General features: G+C 64.2%; 21 protein-coding genes. 12 read left to right on the top strand and 9 right to left on the bottom strand.

The window, feature by feature from the left end; genetic code table 11:
• Positions 1-17 precede the first annotated feature (17 nt).
• Complete coding sequence (locus ACP7DE_RS23870; RefSeq protein ID WP_426074413.1) at positions 18-713, top strand: carbonic anhydrase; 696 nt, start codon at positions 18-20, stop codon at positions 711-713.
• On the opposite strand, the gene ACP7DE_RS23875 is transcribed toward ACP7DE_RS23870, so the two are convergent.
• The gene (locus ACP7DE_RS23875) at positions 699-1070 is read right to left on the bottom strand and encodes a ribonucleotide reductase subunit alpha (RefSeq protein WP_426074414.1); all 372 of its coding nucleotides are present in this window, start codon (positions 1068-1070) and stop codon (positions 699-701) included. The two genes, ACP7DE_RS23870 and ACP7DE_RS23875, sit on opposite strands and share 15 nt — an antisense overlap.
• 245 nt (positions 1071-1315) lie before the next feature.
• Between ACP7DE_RS23875 and ACP7DE_RS23880 the strand changes: the two genes are divergently transcribed.
• The 9 genes from ACP7DE_RS23880 (at position 1316) to ACP7DE_RS23920 (ending at position 13792) form a co-directional block, all read left to right on the top strand.
• A complete protein-coding gene (locus ACP7DE_RS23880) occupies positions 1316-5014 on the top strand; it encodes a nitrate reductase subunit alpha (protein ID WP_426074415.1) in 3699 nt (1232 codons plus the stop codon).
• Between the two features lies 1 nt (position 5015).
• Positions 5016-6566 (top strand): nitrate reductase subunit beta, encoded by a 1551-nt coding sequence (narH, locus tag ACP7DE_RS23885; protein WP_426074416.1) that lies wholly within the window; start codon positions 5016-5018, stop codon positions 6564-6566.
• Positions 6567-6587: 21 nt separating this feature from the next.
• On the top strand, positions 6588-7256 hold the full coding sequence (gene narJ, locus ACP7DE_RS23890; protein WP_426074441.1) for a nitrate reductase molybdenum cofactor assembly chaperone: 669 nt from the start codon (positions 6588-6590) through the stop codon (positions 7254-7256).
• Positions 7257-7290: 34 nt separating this feature from the next.
• Positions 7291-7977 carry a respiratory nitrate reductase subunit gamma gene (narI, locus tag ACP7DE_RS23895; protein ID WP_426074417.1) on the top strand — a complete coding sequence of 229 codons (687 nt, stop codon included), beginning with the start codon at positions 7291-7293 and terminating at the stop codon, positions 7975-7977.
• Between the two features lie 14 nt (positions 7978-7991).
• Positions 7992-8738, top strand: a complete 747-nt coding sequence (locus ACP7DE_RS23900) for a peptidylprolyl isomerase (protein ID WP_426074418.1) — start codon at positions 7992-7994, stop codon at positions 8736-8738.
• A gap of 88 nt (positions 8739-8826) precedes the next feature.
• Entirely contained in the window at positions 8827-9813 is a 987-nt protein-coding gene (gene moaA, locus ACP7DE_RS23905) for a GTP 3',8-cyclase MoaA (RefSeq protein ID WP_426074419.1), read from the top strand.
• A gap of 29 nt (positions 9814-9842) precedes the next feature.
• Entirely contained in the window at positions 9843-11744 is a 1902-nt protein-coding gene (locus tag ACP7DE_RS23910; protein ID WP_426074420.1) for a type IV pili methyl-accepting chemotaxis transducer N-terminal domain-containing protein, read from the top strand.
• A 24-nt stretch (positions 11745-11768) separates the two neighbouring features.
• Entirely contained in the window at positions 11769-12431 is a 663-nt protein-coding gene (locus ACP7DE_RS23915; RefSeq protein ID WP_071323820.1) for a response regulator, read from the top strand.
• 149 nt (positions 12432-12580) lie between these two features.
• Positions 12581-13792 carry an NnrS family protein gene (locus ACP7DE_RS23920; protein WP_426074421.1) on the top strand — a complete coding sequence of 404 codons (1212 nt, stop codon included), beginning with the start codon at positions 12581-12583 and terminating at the stop codon, positions 13790-13792.
• A 166-nt stretch (positions 13793-13958) separates the two neighbouring features.
• Here the strand turns inward: ACP7DE_RS23920 and ACP7DE_RS23925 are convergent, their stop codons facing one another.
• The 8 genes from ACP7DE_RS23925 to ACP7DE_RS23960 form a co-directional block, all read right to left on the bottom strand.
• Positions 13959-17393 (bottom strand): response regulator, encoded by a 3435-nt coding sequence (locus ACP7DE_RS23925; protein WP_426074422.1) that lies wholly within the window; start codon positions 17391-17393, stop codon positions 13959-13961.
• A gap of 48 nt (positions 17394-17441) precedes the next feature.
• On the bottom strand, positions 17442-19151 hold the full coding sequence (locus tag ACP7DE_RS23930) for an ATP-binding protein (RefSeq protein ID WP_426074423.1): 1710 nt from the start codon (positions 19149-19151) through the stop codon (positions 17442-17444).
• A 202-nt stretch (positions 19152-19353) separates the two neighbouring features.
• The gene (locus ACP7DE_RS23935; RefSeq protein ID WP_426074424.1) at positions 19354-20910 is read right to left on the bottom strand and encodes a response regulator; all 1557 of its coding nucleotides are present in this window, start codon (positions 20908-20910) and stop codon (positions 19354-19356) included.
• Positions 20907-21269 carry an Hpt domain-containing protein gene (locus ACP7DE_RS23940; protein WP_426074425.1) on the bottom strand — a complete coding sequence of 121 codons (363 nt, stop codon included), beginning with the start codon at positions 21267-21269 and terminating at the stop codon, positions 20907-20909. Before ACP7DE_RS23940 ends, ACP7DE_RS23935 begins: the two co-directional genes overlap by 4 nt.
• Positions 21270-21302: 33 nt before the next feature.
• Positions 21303-21929: a response regulator gene (locus ACP7DE_RS23945; RefSeq protein WP_426074426.1), complete on the bottom strand. Its 627-nt coding sequence runs from the start codon at positions 21927-21929 to the stop codon at positions 21303-21305.
• Positions 21930-22003: 74 nt separating this feature from the next.
• Positions 22004-22927 (bottom strand): HDOD domain-containing protein, encoded by a 924-nt coding sequence (locus ACP7DE_RS23950; RefSeq protein WP_426074427.1) that lies wholly within the window; start codon positions 22925-22927, stop codon positions 22004-22006.
• On the bottom strand, positions 22924-23559 hold the full coding sequence (locus ACP7DE_RS23955; protein ID WP_426074428.1) for a hypothetical protein: 636 nt from the start codon (positions 23557-23559) through the stop codon (positions 22924-22926). Before ACP7DE_RS23955 ends, ACP7DE_RS23950 begins: the two co-directional genes overlap by 4 nt.
• A 93-nt stretch (positions 23560-23652) precedes the next feature.
• Positions 23653-25347 (bottom strand): methyl-accepting chemotaxis protein, encoded by a 1695-nt coding sequence (locus tag ACP7DE_RS23960; protein ID WP_426074429.1) that lies wholly within the window; start codon positions 25345-25347, stop codon positions 23653-23655.
• A 172-nt stretch (positions 25348-25519) separates the two neighbouring features.
• Here ACP7DE_RS23960 and ACP7DE_RS23965 point away from each other — a divergent pair, with 172 nt between their 5' ends.
• Positions 25520-25849, top strand: a complete 330-nt coding sequence (locus ACP7DE_RS23965; protein WP_426074430.1) for a hypothetical protein — start codon at positions 25520-25522, stop codon at positions 25847-25849.
• Between the two features lie 211 nt (positions 25850-26060).
• The gene (locus tag ACP7DE_RS23970; RefSeq protein WP_426074431.1) at positions 26061-26273 is read left to right on the top strand and encodes a hypothetical protein; all 213 of its coding nucleotides are present in this window, start codon (positions 26061-26063) and stop codon (positions 26271-26273) included.
• Positions 26274-26359: the final 86 nt, after the last annotated feature.

Genomic DNA, 26359 nt, shown 5'->3' on the forward strand with positions numbered 1-26359 from the left:
GGAAATGAGAGTATGTCATGGAAGAACTGGAAAAATTCGTCAACGGCTTCAGCCTGTTTCAGCGGCAGTATTTCAGCGAGCCGCAGACCTTGTACGACAGCCTGCGCGATGGGCAGCGGCCCACGACCTTGCTGATCGGTTGCTGCGATTCGCGCGTCGACCCCATGCTGCTGACGGGCAGCGACCCGGGTGACATGTTCGTGGTGCGCAATATCGCTAATCTGGTGCCGCCGTGCACGCCCGACGCGCCGCCCGGCGTCAGTTCGGCCATCGAGTTTGCCGTCTGCAAGCTCGAAGTGGCCAGGGTCATCGTGCTCGGACATGCGCGCTGCGGCGGCATCCGCGCACTGCTGGAACCGCAGCCGCGCGCGGAAGGGCAGGAAACGGACTTCGTGGGACAGTGGATGCGCATTGCCGAACCGGTGGCGCAGCGCGTGCGGCGCGAGCTGGCGCACCGCTCATCGGAGGAACAGCACCATGCGTGCGAACTGGCCAGCATCCTGCAGTCGCTGGACAACCTGCTGACCTACCCTTGGCTGAAGCGCCGGGTGGAGCAGGGCTTATTGAAATTGCATGGCTGGTATTTTGACATCGACAGCGGCGCGCTGATGGCGTATTCGGCGCGCCAGCAGCAGTTTTTGCCGCTCGTGTGTCCAATCGAAAGGGCGCGCCATTTGCACGAGCGCCCTTGGCCGGATTCAACTAAAGCGTAACAGATCGCCGCTGCGGTCAAACGCCAGCAGGCCGTCGATACGCCCTTGCTCGATGGCCGTCACCATGGCGCGCAGGGGCGCCTCGCATGCCTGCGCGGCGGGCGGCTGGCCGTCCTGGCCCGCCAGTCCCGCCACGAAGACCACGTCCCAGTGCGTCTGCATCTGTTTCGACTCCTCCATCAATGTATCGAAGCTGCCCAGTTCATCTGGCAGCTTGTCGGCGCACATCACGGGCGTGAGGGACTTGCCCTGGCCGCCTGGCTGGGCCTGCGCCTGGGTAAAGGTGAACAGCAGACGTTGCGGCTGTTCCTGGTCGCGGGCGCTGCGCAGCAAGCTGGCGTAATCGGTAATGGACATGGTGCTCTTTCTCTGTGTTGAACGATGACGACAGGTATACCGCAGCACGCTCGCGGCGCCCATAGGCAATAGTGACTATCCGGGTGACTACGCGCCTATGCATTCCTGGTGCCGGAAACCGACTTCTTGCCAATACCGCCGCGCGGGGCGCATCGATAGACTGTTTGTATCGACGCTTGAGCCATCCTGCTTGCAGCGTTTTTTAAGACCTGGCGCCGCTGCCTGCGGCGCAATGTGGAGGTAGCATGAGTCACTTTCTGGACCGCCTGAAATTTTTTAGCAAGCCCGCCGAGCCGTTTTCCAACGGCCATGGCACCGTGGTCGATGAAGACCGTACCTGGGAAAACGCCTATCGCCAGCGCTGGCAGCACGACAAGATCGTGCGTTCCACGCATGGCGTGAATTGCACCGGCTCGTGCAGCTGGAAGGTGTATGTCAAGAATGGCCTGATCACCTGGGAAACCCAGCAAACCGATTACCCGCGCACGCGGCCCGACCTGCCCAACCACGAGCCGCGCGGCTGCCCGCGCGGCGCCAGCTATTCCTGGTATATGTATTCGGCCCAGCGCGTGAAGTATCCGATGGTGCGCGGCCGCCTGATGGAAATGTGGCGCGAAGCGCGCAAGACCATGGACCCCGTCACCGCCTGGGACTGGATCAGCCAGGACCCCGTGCGCTCGCAGCAGTACAAGTCCATCCGTGGATTGGGCGGCTTCGTGCGCGCCACCTGGGAAGAATCGAATGAAATCATCGCCGCCGCGAATGCGCTGACGATCAAGAAATACGGCCCGGACCGCATCGTCGGCTTCTCGCCGATTCCCGCCATGTCCATGGTCAGCTATGCCTCCGGCACGCGCTACCTGTCACTGATCGGCGGCGTGGCCCTGAGTTTCTATGACTGGTACTGCGACTTGCCGCCTGCCAGCCCGCAAGTGTGGGGCGAACAGACGGACGTGCCGGAATCGGCCGACTGGTACAACTCGACCTATTTGATGGTGTGGGGTTCGAACGTGCCGATGACGCGCACGCCGGATGCCCACTTCTACACGGAAGTGCGCTACAAGGGCACGAAAACCGTGGCCATCTCGCCCGATTATGGCGAAATGGTGAAGTTCGGCGACATCTGGCTGGCCCCGAAACAGGGCACGGACGCCGCGCTGGCGCTGGCCATGGGCCACGTCATCCTGAAGGAATTCCACTCGGAAGGGCAGAGCGCCTACTTCCGCGAGTATGCGCGCCAGTACACGGACTTCCCCATGCTGGTGCTGCTCAAGGAGCATAACGGCACCCTGGTGCCCGATTACTTCCTGCGCGCTTCGCACCTGGACAACAACCTCGACGAAACCAACAACCCGGAATGGAAAACCCTCGTCATTGACGAAACCACGGGCGCCATCACGGCGCCGGCCGGCTCCATCGGCTTCCGCTGGGGCGAATCGGGCAAGTGGAACCTGGAGCAGAAGGCAGGCGGCAGCGGCGTGCCCATCGTGCCGATGCTGTCCATGATCAACGACAGCGATGCCGTCACGGAAGTGGGTTTCGCCTACTTCGGCGGCAAGGATGCGGCCGACATGCTGCTGCGCAAAGTGCCGGTGAAAACCATACGCCTGGCCGACGGCAGCACCGCCCTGGTCACCACCGTGTTCGACCTGACCCTGGCCAACTACGGTATCGACCGTGGCCTGGGCGGCGAAAACGTGGCGGAAAGCTATGACGACGACGTGCCTTACACCCCGGCATGGCAGGAAAAACACACGGGCGTGAAACGCGCCGACGTCATTACCGTGGCGCGCCAGTTCGCGGAAAATGCGGACCAGACGCGCGGCAAGAGCATGGTCATCGTGGGTGCCGGCCTGAATCACTGGTACCACATGGACATGACCTATCGCGGCATCATCAATATGCTGATGATGTGCGGCTGTATCGGCCAGTCCGGCGGTGGCTGGGCGCATTACGTGGGACAGGAAAAGCTGCGTCCGCAAACCGGCTGGACGCCATTGGCTTTCGCCCAGGACTGGGTGCGGCCGATGCGCCAGATGAACGGCACCTCATTCTTCTATGCGCACACCAGCCAGTGGCGCCATGAAAAGCTGGAAACGGGCGACATCGCCTCGCCATCGGCCGCCAGCGGCACGGGCGACCTGACCCTGCTCGACTACAACGCCAAGGCCGAGCGCATGGGCTGGCTGCCATCGGCGCCGCAGTTGCAAACCAATCCGCTGGAAGTGGCCAAGGCCGCCAAGGCGGCGGGGCAGGCGCCGGCCGCCTATGCGCTCGATCAGATCAAGGCCGGCCAGTTGCAGTTCTCTTGCGACGACCCGGACAATCCAGCCAACTTCCCGCGCAATATGTTTGTCTGGCGCTCGAATATCCTGGGCAGCTCGGGCAAGGGCCACGAGTATTTCCTGAAATACCTGCTGGGCACGCAGAACGGTTTGCTCAGCGACGAAGACGACTGCATCACGCCGAAACAGGTGAAAGTGCGTCCCGCCGCCGAAGGCAAGCTCGATCTGCTGGTGGTGCTGGACTTCCGCATGTCGACCACGTGTTTGTATGGCGACGTGGTGCTGCCGACGGCCACCTGGTATGAAAAAGATGACTTGAATACCTCGGATATGCACCCCTTCATCCACCCGTTGTCGGAAGCCGTGCAGCCCTTGTGGCAATCGAAGTCGGACTGGGAAATCTACAAGGGCATCGCCGAGAAATTCTCGGAAATCGGCGGCGAGCTGCTGGGCACCCAGCAAGACATCATCCTGACGCCGCTGATGCACGATACGCCGGGCGAGCTGGGCCAGCCTTTCGATCCCAAGGATTGGCGCGCCGGCGAATGCGAAGCCGTGCCGGGCAAGACCATGCCGAACATGACAGTTGTCGAGCGTAATTACCGCGACGTCTACAAGAAGTTCACCTCGATCGGACCGCTGCTGGAAACCATCGGCAACGGCGGCAAGGGCATTTCCTGGAAAACGGGGCATGAAATCGACGTGTTGCGCGGCATCAACCGCACGGTGCTCGATGAAGGCGTGTCGAAAGGCCAGCCGCGCCTCGACACGGCCATCGATGCAGCCGAGATGATCCTGACGCTGGCGCCGGAAACGAATGGCCACGTGGCCGTGAAAGCCTGGGCCGCGCTGTCGGCCATCACGGGACGCGAGCACACGCATCTGGCCAAGCCGCGCGAGCATGACAGCATCCGCTTCCGCGATGTGCAGGCGCAGCCGCGCAAGATCATTTCCTCGCCCACCTGGTCGGGTCTGGAAAGCGAAGAAGTCAGCTACACGGCCGGCTATACGAATGTGCATGAAATGATCCCATGGCGCACGCTGACGGGCCGCCAGCAGTTTTACCAGGATCACCTGTGGATGCGCGATTTCGGTGAAGGCCTGTGCGTGTACAAGCCGGCGATCAATACCAAGACGACGGAAGCGCTGCTGGGCACCAAACCGAACGGCAACAAGGAACTGGCGCTGAACTTCCTGACGCCGCACCAGAAATGGGGCATCCACTCCACGTATTCGGACAACCTGCGCATGCTGACCCTGTCGCGCGGCGGACCGCACGTGTGGCTGTCGGAAATCGACGCGAAGACGGCCGGCATCGTCGACAACGACTGGATCGAAGTCTTCAACGTGAACGGCAGCCTGACGGCGCGGGCCGTCGTCAGCCAGCGCATCCCGTCCGGCATGACGATGATGTACCACGCGCAGGAAAAGATCATCAACGTGCCTGGCGCGGAGATGACGGGCAAGCGGGGCGGCATCCATAACTCCGTGACGCGCGCCGTGCCCAAGCCGACGCACATGATCGGCGGCTATGCGCAACTGGCGTACGGCTTCAATTACTACGGTACGGTGGGCTCCAACCGCGATGAATTCGTATTGGTGCGCAAAATGAACAAGGTCGATTGGCTGGAAGGCCCGTTGCAGGAAGAAGGAGCATAGTATGAAAATCAGAGCGCAAATCGGCATGGTGCTGAACCTGGACAAGTGCATCGGCTGCCACACCTGTTCCGTCACCTGCAAGAACGTGTGGACCAGCCGCGACGGCGTCGAGTACGCATGGTTCAACAACGTCGAAACGAAACCGGGCATCGGCTATCCGAAGCAGTGGGAAAACCAGGACAAGTGGAATGGCGGCTGGCGCCGCACGGACGCGGGCAAGATCGAGCCGCGCCAGGGCAGCCGACTGAAAATCCTGGCGAATATTTTCGCCAATCCGAACCTGCCGGCCATCGACGAGTACTACGAGCCGTTCACCTACGATTACGAGCACCTGCAAAGCGCACCGCTGTCGCAGACGCCGCCGACCGCCCGTCCGATCTCCGTGCTGACGGGGAAGAAGATGGAAAAGATCGAATGGGGTCCGAATTGGGAGGATGACCTGGGGGGCGAGTTCGCCCACCGCAGCAAGGACAAGCTGTTCGACAACATGCAGAAGGAAATGTACGGCACCTTCGAAAACACCTTCATGATGTATTTGCCGCGCCTGTGCGAGCATTGCCTGAACCCGACGTGCGTGGCGTCTTGCCCGTCCGGCTCCGTGTACAAGCGCGAAGACGACGGCATCGTGCTGATCGACCAGGACAAATGCCGTGGCTGGCGCATGTGCATCTCCGGTTGCCCGTACAAGAAGATTTACTACAACTGGTCGTCCGGCAAAGCGGAGAAGTGCACATTCTGCTTCCCCCGCATCGAAGCGGGCCAGCCTACCGTGTGCTCGGAAACGTGCGTGGGCCGCATCCGCTACCTGGGCGTGCTGCTGTACGACGCCGACAAGATCGAGGCTGCCGCCTCCGTGCCGCAAGAGCAGGACCTGTACCAGGCGCAGCTCGATCTGTTCCTCGATCCGCACGACCCGGCCATCATCGCCGAGGCGCGCCGCCAGGGCATCCCCGACCTGTGGCTGGAAGCGGCCGCGAAGTCGCCCGTCTACAAGATGGCCGTCGATTGGAAAGTGGCGTTCCCGCTGCATCCCGAGTACCGCACCTTGCCGATGGTATGGTATGTGCCACCCCTGTCACCGATCCAGGCGGCCGCCGAATCGGGCAAGCTGGGCGTGAATGGCATGCTGCCGGACACGCAAAGCCTGCGCATTCCCGTGCAGTATCTGGCCAATTTGCTGACGGCAGGCGACCAGCCGCCCATCGTCTCGGCGCTGGACCGCATGCTGGCCATGCGCGCCTATATGCGCAGCAAGACCGTCGACAAGGTGGAGAACCTGACGGTATTGAAGCAGGTGGGCTTGACCAAGGCGCAGGTGGAAGACATGTACCACATCATGGCCATCGCCAATTACGAAGACCGTTTCGTCATTCCCAGCAGCCACAAGGAAATGGCCGAAGACAGCTTCAACGAGAAGGGCTCGTGCGGCTTCAGCTTCGGCAATGGCTGCTCGGACGGCACCAGTGAACCGACCTTGTTCGGCAAGAAAAAACACGGTTCGGCCATCTTCATGCAGATGCCGAAGTCGCGCAAAACGGCGCCAGGCGCTTAAGGAACCGATATGACACACGCTATGAATCACTATCAAATCCTCTCGCGCCTGTTGCTGTATCCCGAGCCCGAGCTGATCGCGCATCTGCCCGAGCTGGACGCGGCGCTGGCGGCCATGCCGGAACAGCACGCCTTGATGTACCCCTCGTTGCGGCCCTTGTTGGCGCACCTGGAAAGCAGCAGCCTGATCGACCTGCAGCAGCAGTACGTGGCCACGTTCGACCGCAACCCGTCGCATTCGCTGCATCTGTTCGAGCATATCCACGGCGAATCGCGCGACCGTGGCCAGGCCATGGTCGACCTGATGGAGGAATACAAGCGCCATGGCTTGCAGATGACGGGCGACGATTTGCCCGACTTCGTGCCGCTGTTCCTGGAATTTTTGGCGCAGCTCGACGAGGCTGCATCGGCGCCGTTGCTGGGCGACGCCGTCCACGTGCTGGCGCATATCGGCCGCAAGCTGACGGTCAACGGCAGTCCGTATGCGCCCGTCTTCACGGTGCTCGAACTCCTGAGCCCCGTGGCGGCCGAAATGCTGGCCGAACCGCCCATCCGCGACATGGATGAAGCGCTGGAAACCTTCGGTCCCGGTGCGGATGGCGTCGAGCCGTTGCTGCGCCAAGGTCTGGGCCAGGCCCCGGGCGGCGTCCATCCCGTGCATTTTCACCCGCAGCCGCGGCGCGCCGCTTAAACGGCCCCCTGCGCCCGCATGACGAGGAGTTATCATGAGTAATTATTTGCATCAATTTGTGTACGGCATTTATCCATACATCGCGCTGGCCATCTTTTTCCTCGGCAGTCTGATCCGCTTCGACCGCGAGCAATACACGTGGAAGTCTGATTCCAGCCAGCTGCTGCACCGTGGCAGCCTGCGCCTGGGCAATATCCTGTTCCACATCGGCATCATCGGCCTGCTGTTCGGTCATGCGGCCGGCTTGCTCACGCCCGTCTGGGTGTGGGATACATTGGGCGTGTCGCACAGCCTGAAACAGGGCGTGGCCATGGCGGCCGGCGGCATCATGGGCGGCCTGTGCCTGGCCGGCTTGCTGATCTTGCTGGTGCGCCGCTTTTCCAATGACCGGCTGCGCGCCGTCACCACGGCCGGCGACAAACTGGTGATGGTCTGGATCCTGTTGACCTTGCTGCTGGGCCTGTCGTCGATCTTTGTCTCTGCCTCGCACATGGATGGCCACATGATGGTCCTGCTGATGAACTGGGCACAGCACATCGTCACCTTCCGCGGCGACGCCGCCAGCTTCATCGTCGATGCGCCGCTGGTCTTCAAGCTGCACCTGTTCATGGGCATGTCGCTGTTCGTCATCTTCCCGTTCACCCGTCTGGTGCACGTGTGGAGCGGCTTTGGCGCAGTTGTCTATTTGGGCCGCGCCTATCAACTGGTTCGCCGCCGCTAAGAAAGGAGTCAGTCATGGGAATCTCCGTCAATGGCATCGATATCGACGATGCCGACATCGCACTGGAATTGCCGCACCACGAGCGTGCTGGCAATCCGCTGAAACAGGCCGTGCATGAACTGGTGCTGCGCCGGCTGCTGCTGGGTGAGGCCGAGCGCCTCGGCGTGCAGGGCGGCAGCGATGACGACCGCATCGAGGCGCTGTTTGCGCAGGAAGTGCGCGTGCCGCCCGCCGACGACGAAGCCTGTCGCACTTTTTATGCGCAGCGCCCGCAATTGTTCCGCAGCGGCGCGCTGGTCGAGGCGCGCCACATCCTGTTCCAGGTGACGCCGGAAGCGCCGCTGGAGCTGCTGCGCACGACGGCGCAAGCCGTGCTTGACGCCCTCAAACTGGCGCCCGAGCGCTTCGCCGAACTGGCGGCGCAGTATTCGAATTGCCCGTCCGGCGCTTTGGGCGGAAGCCTGGGCCAGCTGTCGCCGGGCCAGAGCGTGCCGGAATTCGACGCGCTGCTGTTCCGCCTGGAGGCGGGTGCGCTGGCCGGTCACTTGCTGGAAACGCGCTTCGGCTACCACATCGTGCAGGTGCAGCGCCGGGTCGAAGGCCAGGCCATCGCCTACGAGGCGGTGCGGGCGCAGATCGCCGACCGCCTGGCGCGCGCAGCGTGGCAGCGCGCCGTGCACCAGTATCTGCACTTGCTGGTGGGACGCGCCGATATCGCGGGCATCGAGCTCGAAGGCACAGCCAGCCCGCTGGTGCAATAGACCGAAAGGCGTAGTGCGCTAGGCCTTCTGGGGCGCAGCCAGATCGTGCCCCAGCCCTTACAATCAAGGAAGTAACAGGAGTAGTGTCATGGGTAGCGTCAAGTTGCAGGACCGTTTTGGCCGTTCGATCGATTATGTGCGGCTGTCCGTTACCGACCGCTGCGATTTGCGCTGCAGTTACTGCATACCCAAGGGCTTTCGCGGCTTCGAAGAGCCGAAGGATTGGCTGACGTTCGACGAGATCGAGCGCTTGCTGGGCATCTTCGTGCGGCTCGGCACGCGCCGCGTGCGCCTGACGGGCGGCGAGCCGCTGTTGCGGCGCAATCTGCCCGAGCTAGCGCAGAAACTGTCCGCGCTGCCCGGTTTGCAGGACCTGTCTCTGTCGACCAACGCCACCCAATTGGGCAAGCACGCCGTGGCACTGCGCGCGGCCGGTGTGGACCGCATCAATGTCAGCCTGGACTCTTTGGACCGCGCCTGCATGCAGCAGATCACGGGACGCGACAGCCTGCAGCCCATTTTAGACGGCCTGATGGCGGGCAAAGCCGCCGGTTTTGACCCCATCAAGATCAATATGGTGGCCATGCGCGGCGTCAATGACGGCCAGATCGAGGCCATGGCCGCGTTTTGCATCGAGCAGCAGTTCATCCTGCGCCTGATCGAAGCCATGCCTATGGGCAGCACGGGCCGCAATGCCAGCTACATGCCGCTGGGCCCCGTGCGCGAGCGCCTGGCGGCCCGCTTTGGCCTGGTGCCGCAGGCGATGGAGCTGGGTGGCGGGCCGGCGCGCTATATGGCGACACCCGATGGACGCTCGAGCATCGGCTTCATCACGCCCATGTCGCAGCATTTCTGCGCCAGTTGTAACCGCGTGCGCCTGTCTGTCGATGGTACCCTGTATCTGTGCCTGGGCCAGGAAGAGAAATTCGCCTTCGGCCCCATGCTGCGCGGCGGGGCCACGGATGCGGAGATCGAAGCGGCGATCCGCGCCGCCATTGAACTCAAGCCGCAGCAGCACGATTTTAGTACGCAGCCAGACAAGATTATCCGGTTTATGGCGCAGACGGGCGGTTGAAGCAGTTTGTATTTACATTCAAGGGCTGTATGAAATTCAAGGCGATGTTTTCCTCCTGGCAGAAGCTGTCGACCAAGATCGTCGGCGCGCTGCTGCTCATGCTGGTGCTGGCCTTGAGTGCGATCGGCTGCACCCTGTTCTTGTCTTGGCAGCTCGAAGGCAGTTCTGCCGCCATCAATGAAACGGGCCGTTTGCGCATGCAGACCTACCGTCTGACCCTGCTGCTCGCCAGCGACGCCGGCGAGCAGGCGCGTCAGCAAGTGCTGCTGATCGATGAAACCCTGGCCAAGATCGGCCACGGCGACCCGCAGCGTCCCTTGTTCCTGCCCCCCAGCACGGCCATCAAGTCGGAATTCGAGCGTATCGGCGTCGCCTGGCGCGGCACCTTGCGCCCGGCCGCCCTGGCCGCCGATAGCACCGCGCGCGCGCGCCATTTCGAGCATGACGCCGATACCTTTGTCGGCCAAGTCGACCAGCTGGTGCGGCTGATCGAGCACGATAGCGAACAGCGCACCTTCTGGCTGCGCGCCTCGCAGCTGATCCTGGTCGGCATGGCTGTCATCGGCACGGTCAGCATGATTTACCTGATGTTCATGCTCATCATTGAACCCGTCACGCGGCTGCGCCTGGGCATGCAGCGCATGAAGGAACGCGATTTCAGCGTGCGCCTGGCCGTCGAAAGCAATGACGAATTCGGCCAGCTGGCCAGTGGCTTCAACCAGATGGCCGACCGCCTGCAGGCGCTGTACGGCAACCTGGAGGAGGGCGTGCGCAGCAAGACGGCCACCCTGGAGTACCGTAACCGCGAACTGGCCCTGCTGTACGAAAGCGCCGCTTTCCTGCAGCGCCCGCAGCCACTGGAAGATATTTGCGGCGGCTTCATGCAGCGCATCGTCGATTATTTCGAGGCCGACGGCTCCACCGTGCGCGTGCTCGACGCCGAGCGCGGCAACCTGCACATGGTGGTGCACCACGGCCTGTCGGAAGAACTGGTAGCATCCGAGCATTGCCTGAAGGTGGGCGACTGCCTGTGCGGCACGGCTGTCGAGATGAAGGTGTCGAAGGTGCACGACATGCGCCGCATCGACAAGGCGCACGAGTTGCGCTGCCACCGCGAAGGCTTTGCCACCGTCTCCGTCTTCCATATCCACGCGCATGAGCAGCACCTGGGCTTCTTCAACCTGCATTTCCGCCATGCGCGCGTGTTTTCCGCGCGCGAGCTGGCGCTGCTGGAAACCCTGGGCCAGCTGCTGGGCATCGCGCTGGAAAACCTGCGCCTGGCCGCGCGCGAGCGTGAAATGGCCATTTCTGAAGAGCGCAACTTGGTGGCGCAGGGCCTGCATGACAGCATCGCGCAAAGCCTCAATTTCCTCAACCTGCAAGTGCAGATGCTCGACGATTCGGTGCGCAATGCCCGCTTCGATGAAGTGGCGGGCATCGTGCCGGCCCTGCATGCGGGCGTGAAGGAAAGCTATGAAGACGTGCGCGAACTGCTGGCGAACTTCCGCAGCCGCCTGATGGAAGACGACCTGATCGGCTCCCTGCGCGCGGCGGTGGACAAATTTCGCCGCCAGACGGGCATCGACGCCGAGCTGCTAGCCGATGTCGATGGCGCGCCATTCCCCCGCGAACAGCAATTGCAGTTACTATTCATCGTGCAGGAAGCGTTGTCGAACATCCGCAAGCACGCCCAGGCCAGCCATGTCGAGGTGCGCCTCGCCGATCACCAGGACTTTACGCTGACGATCAGCGACAATGGCGTCGGCTTCGATGCCTGCGCCGTGCTGGAAAAGGGCGACAGCCATGTCGGCATCCATATCATGCGCGAGCGCGCGCAGCGCATCGAGGCCACGTTCGACGTGCATGCCTGTCCCGGTGGCGGCACCACGGTCGAACTGCACCTGTCGCGCGAGCAGCGCCGCGCCGCATAAGCAACTATCTGAAAGTACAAAAAAATGGAGACTCCCGTCAAACCGATCACCGTCATGCTGGTGGACGACCATGCGTTGTTCCGCAGCGGCATCCGCTCGCTGCTGCAGCGGCATACCGACTTTTCCGTGGTGGGCGAGGCGGCCGATGGCGTGGAAGGCATCAAGCGCGCCATCCAGTTGCAGCCCGATGTGGTGTTGCTGGACCTGAATATGGCCGGCATGTCGGGCGTCGAAGCGCTGCAGCTGATGCAGCACGACTGTCCCGACACGGCCATCGTCATGCTGACCGTCTCCGAAGACGCGGAGGATCTGGCGACGGCCCTGCGCGCGGGTGCCTGCGGCTACCTGATCAAGAATATCGACGCCGATTACCTGGTGCGCGCCATCCGTCGCGCAGCCGCCGGTGAAGTCGTTATCGCCGAAGCGATGACGGGCAAGCTGGTGGCGCAGCTGCAGGCGGGCACGCGGCGCGAGGAACCCGTGTCGGAACTCGACAAGCTCACGCCGCGCGAAAAGGAAATCATCGACTGCCTGTCGCGCGGCGAGAGCAACAAGGGCATCGCCCGCACCCTCGACCTGGCCGAAAGCACGGTCAAGATCCACGTGCAGAACGTGCTGAAAAAACTTAACCTCACCAGCCGTGTGCAGGCGGCCGTGTATGCGGTTGAGCACCGCCAGGGCAAGTAGCCCGCAGTGCCGGCTAGTCATCGCGGGCTAGTCGGCTAGTCCTTTTGCCGATGGCGTTGTGTGCGTTTTTAAAGTAGTATGTTGAATATATCTTTAACGAATATATCTTTAACGAATATATCTTCAATATCTTCAAATACGAGTCCATCATGGCCATCACCCCGATCAGCGAACCTTCCCCTTCTTCCACGACAGCCGACGCCGCTCCCTGGCATGCCGGCCATGCCGTCTGGCAACTGGGTTTCCGCCCGTTTTACCTGCTGGCGGCCGTGTTTGCGGCCATCAGCATACCCCTGTGGCTGGCCAGCTATGCCGGCTTGCTGGCGGGCGGCCTGCAGGTGGGACTGGACTGGCATATGCATGAAATGGTGTTCGGCTTCGCGCTGGCCGTCGTCGTGGGCTTCCTGTACACGGCGGGGCGCAACTGGACGGGCTTGCCCACGCCGCACGGCGCGCAACTGATGGCGCTGGTGGCGCTGTGGCTGGCGGGGCGCGTGGCCATGCTGTGCGGCCCCGGATTGGTGGCGGCGCTGGTCGAGTGGCTGTTCCTGCCGCTGGCCGCCTGGCCCTTGTACCAGGTGCTGCGCCGCTCGGGCAATACGCGCAACCTGTTCCTGGTGGGCCTGCTGGCTTTGCTGGCGCTGGCCAATGGCCTGTTCCACGCGGCCGTGCTGGGCTGGTTGCCGCTGTCGCTGTTCGTGCCCGTGCAGGCGGCCATCTTCATCATCGTGCTGATCGAATCGGTGATCGGCGCGCGCGTGATTCCCATGTTTACGCGCAATGGCGCGCCAGGCAGTACGCCGGTGGCCAGTCCGAAGCGGGCGCTGGTCGCCGTGGCCTGCATGGCGGCCGCCGCCATCGCCTGGCTGGCAGGCGCGCCGGCCTGGCTGACGGCGCCGCTGGCCCTGGCGGCGAGCGGCGTGTCGCTGGCCAATCTGCTGGCTTGGCAGCCGCAGCGCACCTTGCGAGTGCCCTTGCTGTGGATTTTGCACCTGTCGTATGCGTGGATAGGCGTCGGCTTTGCGCTGCTGGCGCTGGCCAGCCTGGGACTGCTGCCGGCCAGCGCCGCATTTCACGCGCTGACGGTGGGCTCGATGGCCGGATTGATCATCGGCATGATGACGCGCACCACCCTGGGCCACACGGGGCGCCCTTTGACGGGCGGCCGGGCGGAAGCGGCGATGTACTGGCTGATCCAGCTGGGCGCGCTGACACGCCTGCTGGCCGCTGTCGGTCCCGCAGCGCTGGCCATGCCGCTGCTGCTGGCAGCAGGCGCTTGCTGGTCGCTGGCCTTTGGTCTGTATGCGTGCGTGTATGCGCCGTATCTGTGGCGCGCCAGGGTGGATGGGCGCGAAGGCTAGGCGCTTGTCAGAGAGGGCGCCAGGCCATCAGCTTCCTGATCTCCGGCGTCCAGTAGGACAGCGATTCGCCCACGACGAATAGCAGCATGCCCAGCATCAAGGCCCTCAGCAGAAAATCCCTGTACCAAAGCATAGCGTCCCTTCGAATTTCATATTGGCAAGTTTATCATTGGCATGCACTGCCATGTTGAGTTTCTGGCATGGCCGGTTGGCCGGGTGGTGCCGTCTGCGCCGTGAAGGCAGCGATGGCATCGATGGCGTGCGCCAGGGCTTGCTCCAGTGTATCGAGCGCGGCCGACGCATCGGCGCCGGCGTGCAGCAACTGTTCTACTTGCTGAGCGGCCTGCAGGGTGGCGGGCAGGGCCAGGCTGCCAGCCTCGCCCGCCAGCTTGTGCGCCAGTGCCGCGGCAGCGTCGCGTGCGTTGGCCGCCAGCAGCGCGCGCATGGCGCCCAGCGTGTTGCGGTAGGTGTTGCCAAAGCGCGACAGATGCTGGCGGTAAGGCGCCTCATCGAGCCACTGCGCCATGCCTTGCGCCAGGTCGATCACGGATGCCGCACCGCAAGGCGGCACGGGCATCGTCGCTTCGGCCACGAACGGCGTCAGGGCAGACAGCACTTGCGCATGGCGGCGATGCGCGCGCGCAATCAGGGCGATGGTCTGCGGCACGTCGAACGGTTTGCTGATGAAATGATTCACGCCCGCTTCCAGTGCCGCCGTGCGCTGTGCCTGGAATGCCCCGGCCGTCAGCGCCACCACGGGCAGGTCGTGAAACTGCGGCAGCCGGCGCAGCGCGCGCGTCGCCTGCAAGCCATCCATGACGGGCATCTGCACATCCATCAGCACGATGTCGACGGCGGCGGGGTGGGCCAGTAGCCAGTCCAGCGCCTGCTGGCCATCGCAGGCGAACGAGGGCAGGGCGCCCTGGTCGCGCAGGATGTGGTTGACCACGTCGCGGTTGATCTCGCTGTCGTCGACCACCAGCACGCGTACGCCGGCGAGCAGGCGTTCTTCCAGCGTACCCAGGCTGGTATCCACGCCGGCAGCCCTGGCGCGCTGTTGGCGCGCTTCCATCGTCGCGTTGTACAGGCTGGAAGCCGTCACCGGTTCGTTGAGGACGGCGTCGGCCGGATCGGCCGGGTCCGTATGGCGCCGCGCTGGTTGCGAGGCTGGCGCGCCGCTGGCCGCCAGGATGACGATGGGGCAGTCCTGCGGTGGCAGGTGTTCGCGCAGCGCGCGCGCCGTGGCTTCGCCATCCAGCTCCGGCATGCGCGCCGCCAGCAGGACGACGCCGGGCCGCGCGCCCTGGGCGCAGGCGAGCGCATGGTCGAGGGCCGCCCGCCCACCGGACACGGCATGCACGCTCCAGCCCAGGCCGCGCGCCACGGCGGCAACGGCATCGCGCGTGTCGGCGTTGGCATCGGCCAGCAGGACATGCAAGGCTTGCATGTCGGGCGAGGACAGGGCGCCGACGGGCATCAGTTGCAGCGGCACCGTGAAACTGAAGTCGCTGCCCTGGCCCAGGCCGCTTTTCAGGCGCAGCTCGCCGCCCATCAGGCTGACCAACTGGCGGCAGATGGTCAGGCCCAGGCCCGTGCCGCCGAAGCGGCGCGTGGTGGACGTGTCGGCCTGGGCGAAGGCGGAAAAGATCGTCTCCTGCGCCTCGGAGGCGATGCCGATGCCCGTGTCGCGCACGCTGAAACGCAGCACCGCGGCGTCGCCGTCGCGGCGCTCCAGTGTGGTCGACAGCTCGACCGTGCCTTGCGGCGTGAACTTGATGGCATTGCTGGTCAGGTTGACCAGCACCTGTTCCAGACGCAGCGCGTCGCCCAGCACCTGCTCCACACCATCGGGCAGTGGCCCGATCAGCACGGCGATGGGCTTGTCATGCGCGGCAACGCCCATGCTGGCGGCGATCTTCTCGATCACCTCGGCCAGGCGAAACGGCGCCTGCTCGATGGTCATGTGGCCCGCCTCGATTTTCGACACGTCGAGCACGTCATTGATGATGCCCAGCAAGGACTGGCCGGCGGCGCGGATCTTGCGCGTCATCTCGCGTCCTTCGCCGTCCAGGCTGCCGCGTTCCAGCAGCCATGCCATGCCGAGGATGGCGTTCAGCGGCGAGCGGATTTCATGGCTCATGTTGGCGAGAAATTCCGCCTTGCTGCGGTTGGCCGTCTCGGCCGCATCGCGCGCCAGCAACATGGCCTCTTCGGCCTGCTTTTGTGCCGAGATATCCTGCGCAAAGATCAGCGTGGCCGGTCCATCCTTGAGCATCACGCGCGTGGTGGTCTTGAACATGGGCACGGGAAGGCCCTGCTTGTCCAGGCCGATGGCTTCGAACACCTGTTCGCTGGGCGAGTCCGCCTCGATCAGCGCTTCGTTGGTGGCCAGTGCCGCCTGCGATTGCGGGGAAATCATGGCGGACCAGGGCAGACCGTTCAAATCGTCTTCAAACGCGTAACCATGCAGTCTGCGATAGCGGGGATTCGAGTAGATGAAGTGGCCATGGCGCAGGATCGCGATGGCCACGGGCGCATCTTCGATCAGCGTGCGAAAGCGCGTCTCGCTGTCGGACACGGCTTGCATGGCCTGGCGCTCCGTTTCCTGTTCCGCATGCCAAGCGGCCTGTTGCCGGCGCCGCCGCTGGCTCCAGAACAGCAGGCTGGCCCCGGCCAGCGCCAGCATGGCAAAGCAGAGGACATAGGCCAGCGCCTGCCGCCGCAGCGGGGCGGCGATGGCCGTTTCTTCGCGGCTCAGGCCGACGATGATGGCACGGTCCATGTGCAGCGCGGGAGGCGCGATGGTCGCCATGGCCATGATGCGGGGTGCGGCGCCGCCGGCAATCTCGACGCCGCTCAGGACGCCAGCCTGATAGCCGCTGTCGCGGAAGCGCCGCAGGAAGCTGCCGGGCGTGTCCACATTGCCGCCATTGGCAGCCCTGGCGGGATAGTTCAGGAATTGCCGGCCGTCGCCATGCAGCACCACGGCCCAGACGTCGGGGGCATACATGGCGGTGCGGAACTTGGCCGTGAAGTATTCAGGGTCGAGGGTGGCCACCACCACGCCGGCAAAGCGGCCCTGCCTGTCCTGCACCATGCGCGACGCCGTGATGACCAGGTCACGCTTGAAGGACAGGAAGGGCGCCGAAATGTACAGCATGCGTGCATCAGGGGCGTCGCGCGCCGTCTGGAAGTAGCCGCGGCGCGAAAAATCCTGCTTGGCCAGTTCCGGGATATTCGTGGCGATCGGCTTGCCCTTCGCATCGATGACCAGCATGGTGCGCACGCCCGGCATGGCGTCGACCAGCGCGGCCAGGCGCCGGGGCAGGGCTTGCCCGGCGTCTGCCGCGGCGCCGGCGTCAAGATAGTCGCGGATCACGCCGTCGAGCACCAAGTTGGTCGCCGCCAGGTCGACTTCAATATTTTTTGCCAGCAGGGCCGTCAGCACGCTGAGCCGTTCACGCTCGGCCGCGTCGTGCCGCGAAGCTTCGGCCATATGCGCGTAGGCAAGGGCGGTAGCCACGAGGAGCAGCCCTAGGAGTAAAAACAGCCATTCGATCCATTGTCTGCGTACCGCCGCCGCATCTGTGTGGTAAGTCATGAGGCGATGCTATACCCGATAGGGATGGATAACAACGTTAGCGTATGACTATGCATGCGATAGTGTGGTCAATTTGCCGCCCGCCGCCATCGCGCGGGCCGTGCCGCCCAGCGGCAGCCGCAGGCGGAAGGCGGCGCCGTGGCCCGGCGCGGATTCCACGCCGATGCCGCCGCCCATCAAGGTGACGAGCTGGCGCGCGATGGCCAGGCCCATGCCGGCGCCATCATGGGCGCGGCTCGGCGAGTCGTCCGCCTGCGAGAATTTGTCGAAGATCTCGGCTTGCTGCGCCTGCGCGATGCCGATGCCCGTATCGCGCACTTCGATCTGCAGGTCTGCGCCACCGAGCATGACGTGGACATCGACCCGCCCTGCGGACGTGTAACGGATGGCATTGTCGAGCAGGATATCGAGCACGCGCACCAGGCGGACGCGGTCGCAATCGATGCTGAGCGGCGTTGCGGGCGCGATATGCGAGGCCAGCAGCAGGCCCTTATGCGCCGCGCGCTGCCGGTGCGGCGCCAGCGCCAGTGTCAGCAGCTGGTCCAGCGGCACGGCGGCAGACTCCAGCCGCACCTGGTCGTTTTCGAGCGCGCTCAGTTCCATCGCCGCCTCAACCATGGCCAGCAATTGGCGGCCGCTGTCCTGTATCGTTTGCGCGTAGGCGGCCTGTTCCGGCTCCCGCAGCTGCTCCAGCAGTAGCTCGGAGAACCCCAGGATGCCATTCAGGGGCGTGCGTAATTCATGCGACATGTTCGACAGGAAGCGCGACTTGGCCTCGCTGGCGGCGATGGCCCTGGCGCGGCTGTCGACCAGGCGGCCGATCAGCAGCACCAGCGCAGCCCAGGACAGCACGATCAGTGCGCTCGTGACGGCAGCCATCAGCAAGACCTGGTTGCGGCGCGAGACGTAGTCGGCCAATACCGTGTCGCGGTCCAGTCCAACCAGCATGTAGAGCGGGTAGTTGGCCAGTTTTTCGAAGGCGTAAATGCGCAGGGTGCCGTCGACTGGACTGCGCTCGGTGAAGCTGCCCCGTGAATTACCTTGCATCAAGGCAAATATCTTGCTGCCGCCGAGATCCTGGCCGATGGTGTTGACGGCACCGACCCGGCGCGCGCGCACCACGCCGTCGCTGCCGACGAGCGTGAGCGAGCTGTTGTCGCCCAGGTCGACTTCGTCGTACAGGCGCGTAAAGTAATACGGGTCCATCGAGACCACCACCACGCCCTTGAAGCGACCATCGGCATGGTTGATGCGGCGCGTCATCTGGATCGACCATTTTTTCGACACGCGGCCCAGCACCGGCTTGCTGATATACAGTTCGCCGCTGTCGCGCTGCATGTGTACCCGGATGTGCTCGCGGTCGGCCAGATTGGTCGGTTTGAAGGGGCGGCTCGACAGTACAGTATCGCCCTGTTCGTCGACGATGGTAAACAGGTTGTACAGGGGGCCGGGATTGAGGCCTTGCTGCAGGTCCGCCACGATATCGAGGTGCTTGTCCAGCGCCTGGTAGCGGCTGCGCAGGTAAGTGACCGCCTGATCCGCCGCCGCTATCGTGCGGATCGCGTGTTCGTCGAAGACGCGCGCCATGCTGCGCGCATCGCGCCCGGCATCGGTGATGGCGGCGTCGCGCGCGCGCTGCAATTGCAGCATAGTGATGCTCCACAGCCCCGCCAGCAGGACCGCCATGAAGAGCGACAGCAGGGCGCGGGTATCCCAACTCTGCCAACTCTGCCAACCCTGCCAGCGCTCCCTGGTCATGGCTTTCCAGTTTCTATACTCCCGCATGCTGCCTCCGCCAGGTCTGCCAGGTCTGCCAAGTCCGCCACTATGCGCGGATGCCCGGCGTCACTGGCGCGTTGTTTTGTTAATTATATCGAATATAGTTGATTTTATTGAATAAATTGATTTTTATGCGGAAGTGTTGTATCCGGCGCCGGCGTCGGCAGTTGTGCATTGCCGTCTAGCGCGTCAGCCAGCGCTCCACCATCGCGCGCAGCTGGGTGGCCGTAAAGGGTTTGGACAGATAATCGTCCATGCCGGCCGCCACGCAGCGCTGCCGGTCGTCCTCGGTAACGCCGGCCGTCAGGGCGATGACGGGCAGGCGCGCCGCGCCGCTGGCCGTTTCGCGGGCACGCAGGGCCTGGCAAGCCTGGTAGCCATCCATGACGGGCATCATGCAGTCCATCAGGACCAGGTCGTACTGCTGCTCAGCCAGTGCTTGCAGACCCAGTGCGCCGTTCTCCGCCGTGTCGATGCGGTAGCCGCGGGCGGCCAGTTGCAGGCACACCAACTGGCGGTTCAGCGCCGTATCCTCGACCAGCAGGATGCGCGCGCCCGGCGCCGATGTGGGGGCAGGCGCGGATGCGGATGCGGATGGCGGCGCTATCTCTGGTTCCGGCACATGGGCCGCCATGCAGGCTATCGGCGCGCGGACCTCGTGGCGCATGACGGCCATGGCGGCATACGCCGCTTCCGCGCGCGCTTGCAGCGCCAGCGCCATGGCCGCGTCGCGTTCGTGGCGGCGCAGCAGGGCCATGATCAGCGCGATGGCCAGGGCCAGCCCGAGCAGGCTGACCACGGCCGCACCGCCCATGGTGCGCAGCATGCGCCGCCAGCCCGCCAGGTAGACCTCGTCCGTCACGGTCACGTTGATGGCCAGCGGATAGTCGCGCACCAGTCGTATGCCGGCCAGGCGGCCGACCGTGCGCCACTGCTCGGCTGCGCGCGGCAAGTCCACCTGCAGCACGCCATGCGTCTTGCCTTGTTCCAGCAAGCGGTAGGTGCTGCCCGTCAGGTTGCGCTTGCCCATCATGGCGGGCACGGTCGGCCAGCGCGCCAGCAGCGTGTAGTCGCTGCGGTACAGGGAAAAGGCCGTGTGTTCGCCGATGCTGGCGTTCTGGAAGAATTTGCTGAAGAAGTCGCACGACAGGCCGACCAGCACCACGCCCAGGAAGCTGCCGTCCGGCCTGCTGATGCGCCGGCTGATATAGAAGGTCCAGGCGCCATTGCCCTTGTTTTGCACGGGCGCGCTGAGATGCATGCCGCCGTCCGGGTGGCGCCGGTGATACTCGAAGTAATCGCGCTCGTCGAGGCGGATGGGCGGTGCGGGATAGGCGCGACTGAAGGTCAGCACGCTGGCATCGCTGCCGACGATGGACACCACGTCCACTTGCGGTACGCCGCCGATCTTGTGCCGCAGCATCTGGTGCGTGGCCGGGGTGCCGACGGCGGCCGCCAGCGCGGCCGCGTCTGCGGGGGCGGCGGCCTGGATGTCATTGCTGACGCTATCGAGCACCAGGCGGGCCGCCGTCATGCTTTGCGCCGTGTTTTCCGCCAGCAGCAGCGACAGCTTGGACAGGTCCTGCTTCCAGTTATCGACGGCTTCGCGGTGCAGCAGCACGCCCGAGACGACGATGCACAGCGCCAGCAAGCCTACCAGCACCGGGCCCACCACGGCCGCCGTGCTGCGTGGGCGATAGCGGTGCGCCAGGCGCAAGACGGCCTGGCGCGTGGTCATGCTTGCGTGCCCGTGTAGTCAAGCATGCTGCGGCGTACCTCCTGCTCCACTGCGCCGATCAGCGCTGCCGTTTCCGCCAGCCAGCCGGCTGCCGCCACGCCCTGGTGGCGCACCAGTTGCTCGAGCTCCGCCAGGCGCGCCACCAGGGCGCTGGCACCCAGCAGGGCCACGGTGCCGCGCAAGGTATGGCAGCTATGCACGATCGCTTGCGCCGCGCCGCCCCGTACGGCCTGTTCCACGCGCGCAAACATGGCCGGCGACGTGTCCAGGTAGGTCTGGGACAGGGCGCGGAACATCTCCAGGTCGTGCCCGGTGGCCTGGAACAGCACGGCTGGATCGATGTGGCGATAGGCTGGCATGGGGGCTCCGTGGCGATGGAAAGCGGTGGAGGGCTAGGCGGCCAGGCTGTTGCGCCGCGCATGGCCGGCGCAGCAGGCGCGCAAATAGCCGCGCAGCTCGTCGTAATTGACGGGCTTGGCAAAGAACACCACGCCGGGCGGCACGCCACCGCGTTCTTCCAGTTCCTCCGGCGTCAGGCTCGACAGCATGGCGATATGCATGTCCGCCAGCAGCGGGTCGGCCAGGATGGTGCGTATCACTTCGTAGCCGTCGATGCCTTCCATGATGATGTCGGCCAGCAGGATGTCGGGCTGATCGCGGGCGATTTCCATCAACGCCTGATAGCCGTTCTCGCAAAAGCGCAAGCTAGCCTGCAAGCCCCATGAACCGATCTGCTTTTCATACAGCGCGCGTTCGATTGGATTGTCTTCGATCACCAGGATGGACGGCGGACGGCCCGATGGGGCGGGGCGGTTGGCCCGTGCCGTGCGCTGGTCCTGGCCTGGCTGGCCGGGATTGCCCTTGTAGGCCTCGACGGCCGCGAGGGGAATGCGCCGGTGGCCGCCCTTGGTCTTCCAGGCTTCGATCACGCCGGCCTCGACCAATTGCTGCACCGAGGTGACCGAGATGCCGAGGATTTCGGCGGCCTTTTGTGTAGTGCAGACGTCTGCAGTGTGCATGATGGGCTTTATGGTCGCGGATGAAGTTGAAGGGAATGATACGCAATCGTGCTCAAAAAATCAATTTCAACGAATTAGATGAATTCACTAAAAACCTGCCGTGCGGCGGTGGGCCTGGCGCCGGTGCCCGTGCGCGTGCGGCAAAGGGCAATATGGCCGTGCGGCTCCAGGATATCGCGCCATTCGCTCCACTCCGCGTTGCTGTGGCGCAGCAGGGTTTCCATGTGTTCCGCATCCAGACCCAGTACCCGCGCAGTGGCCATGGCCGGCCCGCGCGGCCCCACGCCATTGCGCAGTATCAGGTCGGCGAAGCTGCTGGCCAGTTTCAGCAGCCAGGCCAGGTCTGTCCTGCGTCCGGACTGCCCGAAGCCGGGCGGCGCCGCATGGCAGAGTACGGCGTCGCACAGGATGTCCGGCATGCCCCAGCCCCGCATGAGCATGGCCGACAGCTCCAACTGGTGGTGGCCGAAGCGCTGCGACTCTGCGCACAGCAGCAGGGTCTTGGCGGCATTGCCGTGCTGGCCCAGCAGTTGTCCATATTCTTGCGGATGCAAGGTGGCCAGCGCCAATTGGCCGCAGTTGGCCAGCAAGCCGCAACTGTACAGCTCATCGGCCGGCGCCAGCTGCAGCGTGTCGCCTGCCACGCGGACGGCGCAGGCCATGGCCAGCGAGTGCGACCAGAAGCGCTGCGTGTCGAAGTGCGCACACGTGGCCGCTGGCACGGCGGGGGTGGCAAATGCCTGGCGCAGGGCGGGCAAGCCGATGGTCGCCAGCATCGCGGCGTTGACCGCCGCATGTTGGCGCTCGCCCGGTGGCACGCCGGCATTCGCCAGGCCGATGATCATACCGGTCAGGGCCGGATCGCAGCCCAGTTGTTCTGCCAACGCATCGAGCGGCAGCTGTTGCTGGCACAAGGTCGTCAGCCAGTGGCGCCGCCAGGCGGGCGAGGGCAGGATGGCGCCGCCGAGCAGGCGCGCCAGATCGATGTATGCATTCATGGCCGGCTCCCAATGCCACGGTAGTCATCCGCCTGCGCGGCGCCGGTTTGCAGGGCCGTGACCGCTTGCGACAGCACGTCGAGCGCCATCAGCAGGTCCGCATGCAGGCGGCGCAGCGCGCCGATATCGTTGGAAAAGCCCGCATGCACGGCTTGGCGCGCCAGGGCCTGCAGCGGGAGCAGTCCCATGGCGTGGCTGCTGTCGAGAATTTCCTGTGCCAGCACGCGTGCCGGGGCGGGGCGTTCGCAGCGCAGCGCATGGGCGATGCCGGCCAGGCGGTCGCGCGTCTCGGCCACGAACAGGGCCAGAATCTCGCCCTGCAGGCGTCGGTCGTAGCCGAACATGGCATCCAGGCGGGCCAGTTCGAACGGCGGCGTGTCCAGCGCCTCGGGCTGTGGCGGCGCCGTGTCTGCCACCTTGCACGGCTGGATGGCCCTGCGCGTTTGCAGCAGTTGATGCAGATCGGCAGCCGGCGCGCTGGCGGCTTGCGCGCGGCCGGCCTGGCGCCAGCGGAGGCGGCGCCAGAGCAGGGCGGCCAGCAGCAACAGCAGGCCTGCCAGGGCCAACGCCGGCCGCATCAGCGAGACATCGTCGCAGCGAAGGTAAGGATGGACGGCGAGGAAGGCGTTCATGGCAATGCCTGCATACAGTGAGAGCGGTTGAAAACGGATGTCATGGCGATGCTCCAGGGCGATCAATGCCGCTGATCCTGCGTGGCGACTGGTTCAAAATGTTTCCCAGTCGCCGCCGTCAGCTGCGGTCGTGCTTCTGGCCTGACCGGCGGCGCGCTGGGCGACCAGCTTGAGCGGCGCCGTCTTGCGCGGTGCCGGCGGCTGGGCGGCTGGGGCGTGGCGCACCGGCGTGCTCTGTTGCGCCACATTGGCCTGGCCATGCGCCAGCTTGAAGGCGCCCACCACGCTGGCCAGGTTGCGCGCCTGCTCTTGCAGCGATTGCGATGCCGCCGCCGCTTCTTCGACCAGGGCCGCATTTTGCTGCGTGACTTCATCCATCTGCGTGATGGCGCGGTTGATTTCCTCGATGCCCGTGCTTTGCTCCGCGCTGGCGGCCGAGATTTCGCTGACGATGTCGGTGACGCTGCGCACCGTGTCGACCACTTCCGTCATGGCCGCGCCGGCTTGCTGGACCAGCTTGCCACCTTGCTCCACCTGCTCCACGGAGTCGCTGATGAGTGTCTTGATTTCCTTGGCGGCTGCCGCCGAACGGTGTGCCAGGTTGCGCACTTCGGTTGCCACGACGGCAAAACCGCGTCCTTGTTCCCCGGCCCGCGCCGCTTCCACGGCCGCATTCAGGGCCAGGATGTTGGTCTGGAAGGCGATGCCGTCGATAACGCTGATGATGTCGGCGATCTTGTTGGACGAGTTGTCGATCGCTTGCATGGTGCGGATGACATCGCCCATCACCTCGCCGCCCCGCACCGCCTTGTCCGAAGCGCTGACGGCCATTTGCTTGGCCTGGCGGGCATTGTCCGAGTTTTGCCGCACGGTAGCCGTCAGTTCTTCCATGGCCGAGGCGGTTTCTTCCAGCGAGCCGGCCTGCTGTTCCGTGCGTGCCGACAGGTCCAGGTTGCCTGCCGCGATCTCGCTTGCAGCCGTGCTGATGGTCTCCGTGCCGGCGCGTACTTCGGCCACGATGCGCACCAGGCTCTCGCTCATGTCCGCCAGGGCCGTCATCAACTGGCCCACCTCGTCGTTCGAGGTGGCGCTGACCTGCACGCTGAGGTCGCCACCTGCAATGGTGCGGGCCACGCCGATGGCGCTGGCCAGCGAGGCGACGATGCGCCGCGCCAGCAGCATGCCCATGCCAGCCACCAGTATCGTCACGGCCAGGGCCAGGCTGATGGAAATCCAGCGCGAGTTGGCCGCGGCGGCGGCGCCCTCGGCCGCGCCCATGTTGCCCAGCTTTTCGTTGTGGCGGTGGTGGGCGGCAAGGGCGTCGACCAGTTCCTTGATGATGGGCTGGTTCTGCATCAGCAAGTCGCGCGCCGCGTCGAGTTCACCCGCCTTCGACAGGGCCAGTACCTTGTCGCGCACGGCATCGTAGCGCAGCAGTACGGCACGGTCCGTGGCCAGCAACGCTTTGTCTTGCTCATCAGAAAGGTTTTCCTTTTCATACTTGTCGAGCGCCTGCTCGACTGCCGCACGCGCTTCCCTGATGCCCGCTTCCAGCTTGTCGCGCATGGCGGCATCCTTGCTCGCCACGTGCTGCCAGACGGCCGTGCGCATCTGTGTGAAGGGTACGAAAGCCTGGTTCAAGGTCAGCAGGCTGGGAACGGTGTTGACGGTGGCATAGCTGGCCGCCGTGTACACGCGGTCCGTTTCATATATGCCGACGCCCGCCAGCGCGGCCAGTCCCAGAACGGCGGAGAGTATCAATGCATACAGGCGTTGGGCGATAGTCATGATGGGTGCCGCTCCACGTGAAGGTTGAAAATCGGGAAAATCGTTTGTAGAGTTCGTGTTTTTCATTTTACGATAAAAATTTGATTTATTCGAGATATTTGTTATTTATTTGATTTATTTTGTTTTTTTGAGGTCGCCGATGGAGAACGGACTGAGCGGAGGATGGGGTGTAATGAAAAGCAACACCGCGGCGCCTGGCTCGTCTGCCTTGGCGGCTCCTGGTATGACGTCGCGGTGCGACATCGTGTTCGAGTGGGGCGGGGCGGCCGTCGATCCGGTGCGTCAGTTGCTGCTGGTCAATCCGGACTACATGGGCTTCCTGGAGCGCCTGGCGCCGTGCCCAAGCCAACGCGAAGGGCTGCATGGGTTCGGAAATGGGCTTGCAGCCGCAGACGGGCGTAACGTTTACCGTGGAAATCAAGCCCTTTCTGTCGCCGCTGGGCTTCCCATGTGTGGTGGTGATAGCCGGCGGCCATGGTTCACTGGGCACGAAGAGCGGTGATAGTCTGGTGGCGTTTGCCTTGCCGGACGAGGCGGTGAAGGCGGCGGGGAAAACGACAGAGTCACCATCGTTGCGGTGCCGCTACTGTTGGCTGCGCCGTAGCCTCATTAGCTCTGGTGCAGGCGAATTTTTAACTTTGCATGTTGCATGTAGGAATGTCGTTTGCTAGACTCGGGATCGGACTCATGTCGCCTCTCCTGTGATTTATTCAATGAAAACGACGACTCTCTCGGTAATAACTGCCGCCTTACTTTCCATTAGCGCTTGCTCTCCTAAAGCACCCAATGCCGAACTGGATGCGGCGAATAAAAAGATCGCCACGCTGGAAGCCGAGCTGGCGGTTGAAAAGGCAAAAAACGCTCCAGTTCCCGTGGCCGGCACGGTTGTGACGGCAGGGCGATTGCATGAAGCATCAAGTCGGTAAGCCCAAGACCTTGGCAAGATAGTCGGCACTCCAGCCCGCTTTTAAGCGTTTGGTAGCGATGCCGACCTTGGTCGACTTTTCATTTT

This window comes from Janthinobacterium sp. DSP2-3-3, assembly GCF_049897325.1.
Classification (GTDB): Bacteria; Pseudomonadota; Gammaproteobacteria; order Burkholderiales; family Burkholderiaceae_D; genus Janthinobacterium.

Bases quoted from the DNA above. Each gene is read 5' to 3' on its own strand.
- ACP7DE_RS23870 (WP_426074413.1), top strand. From the start codon at position 18: ATGGAAGAACTGGAAAAATTCGTCAACGGCTTCAGCCTGTTTCAGCGG.
- ACP7DE_RS23875 (WP_426074414.1), bottom strand. From the start codon at position 1,070: ATGTCCATTACCGATTACGCCAGCTTGCTGCGCAGCGCCCGCGACCAG.
- ACP7DE_RS23880 (WP_426074415.1), top strand. From the start codon at position 1,316: ATGAGTCACTTTCTGGACCGCCTGAAATTTTTTAGCAAGCCCGCCGAG.
- narH (WP_426074416.1), top strand. From the start codon at position 5,016: ATGAAAATCAGAGCGCAAATCGGCATGGTGCTGAACCTGGACAAGTGC.
- narJ (WP_426074441.1), top strand. From the start codon at position 6,588: ATGAATCACTATCAAATCCTCTCGCGCCTGTTGCTGTATCCCGAGCCC.
- narI (WP_426074417.1), top strand. From the start codon at position 7,291: ATGAGTAATTATTTGCATCAATTTGTGTACGGCATTTATCCATACATC.
- ACP7DE_RS23900 (WP_426074418.1), top strand. From the start codon at position 7,992: ATGGGAATCTCCGTCAATGGCATCGATATCGACGATGCCGACATCGCA.
- moaA (WP_426074419.1), top strand. From the start codon at position 8,827: ATGGGTAGCGTCAAGTTGCAGGACCGTTTTGGCCGTTCGATCGATTAT.
- ACP7DE_RS23910 (WP_426074420.1), top strand. From the start codon at position 9,843: ATGAAATTCAAGGCGATGTTTTCCTCCTGGCAGAAGCTGTCGACCAAG.
- ACP7DE_RS23915 (WP_071323820.1), top strand. From the start codon at position 11,769: ATGGAGACTCCCGTCAAACCGATCACCGTCATGCTGGTGGACGACCAT.
- ACP7DE_RS23920 (WP_426074421.1), top strand. From the start codon at position 12,581: ATGGCCATCACCCCGATCAGCGAACCTTCCCCTTCTTCCACGACAGCC.
- ACP7DE_RS23925 (WP_426074422.1), bottom strand. From the start codon at position 17,393: ATGACTTACCACACAGATGCGGCGGCGGTACGCAGACAATGGATCGAA.
- ACP7DE_RS23930 (WP_426074423.1), bottom strand. From the start codon at position 19,151: ATGACCAGGGAGCGCTGGCAGGGTTGGCAGAGTTGGCAGAGTTGGGAT.
- ACP7DE_RS23935 (WP_426074424.1), bottom strand. From the start codon at position 20,910: ATGACCACGCGCCAGGCCGTCTTGCGCCTGGCGCACCGCTATCGCCCA.
- ACP7DE_RS23940 (WP_426074425.1), bottom strand. From the start codon at position 21,269: ATGCCAGCCTATCGCCACATCGATCCAGCCGTGCTGTTCCAGGCCACC.
- ACP7DE_RS23945 (WP_426074426.1), bottom strand. From the start codon at position 21,929: ATGCACACTGCAGACGTCTGCACTACACAAAAGGCCGCCGAAATCCTC.
- ACP7DE_RS23950 (WP_426074427.1), bottom strand. From the start codon at position 22,927: ATGAATGCATACATCGATCTGGCGCGCCTGCTCGGCGGCGCCATCCTG.
- ACP7DE_RS23955 (WP_426074428.1), bottom strand. From the start codon at position 23,559: ATGAACGCCTTCCTCGCCGTCCATCCTTACCTTCGCTGCGACGATGTC.
- ACP7DE_RS23960 (WP_426074429.1), bottom strand. From the start codon at position 25,347: ATGACTATCGCCCAACGCCTGTATGCATTGATACTCTCCGCCGTTCTG.
- ACP7DE_RS23965 (WP_426074430.1), top strand. From the start codon at position 25,520: ATGAAAAGCAACACCGCGGCGCCTGGCTCGTCTGCCTTGGCGGCTCCT.
- ACP7DE_RS23970 (WP_426074431.1), top strand. From the start codon at position 26,061: ATGAAAACGACGACTCTCTCGGTAATAACTGCCGCCTTACTTTCCATT.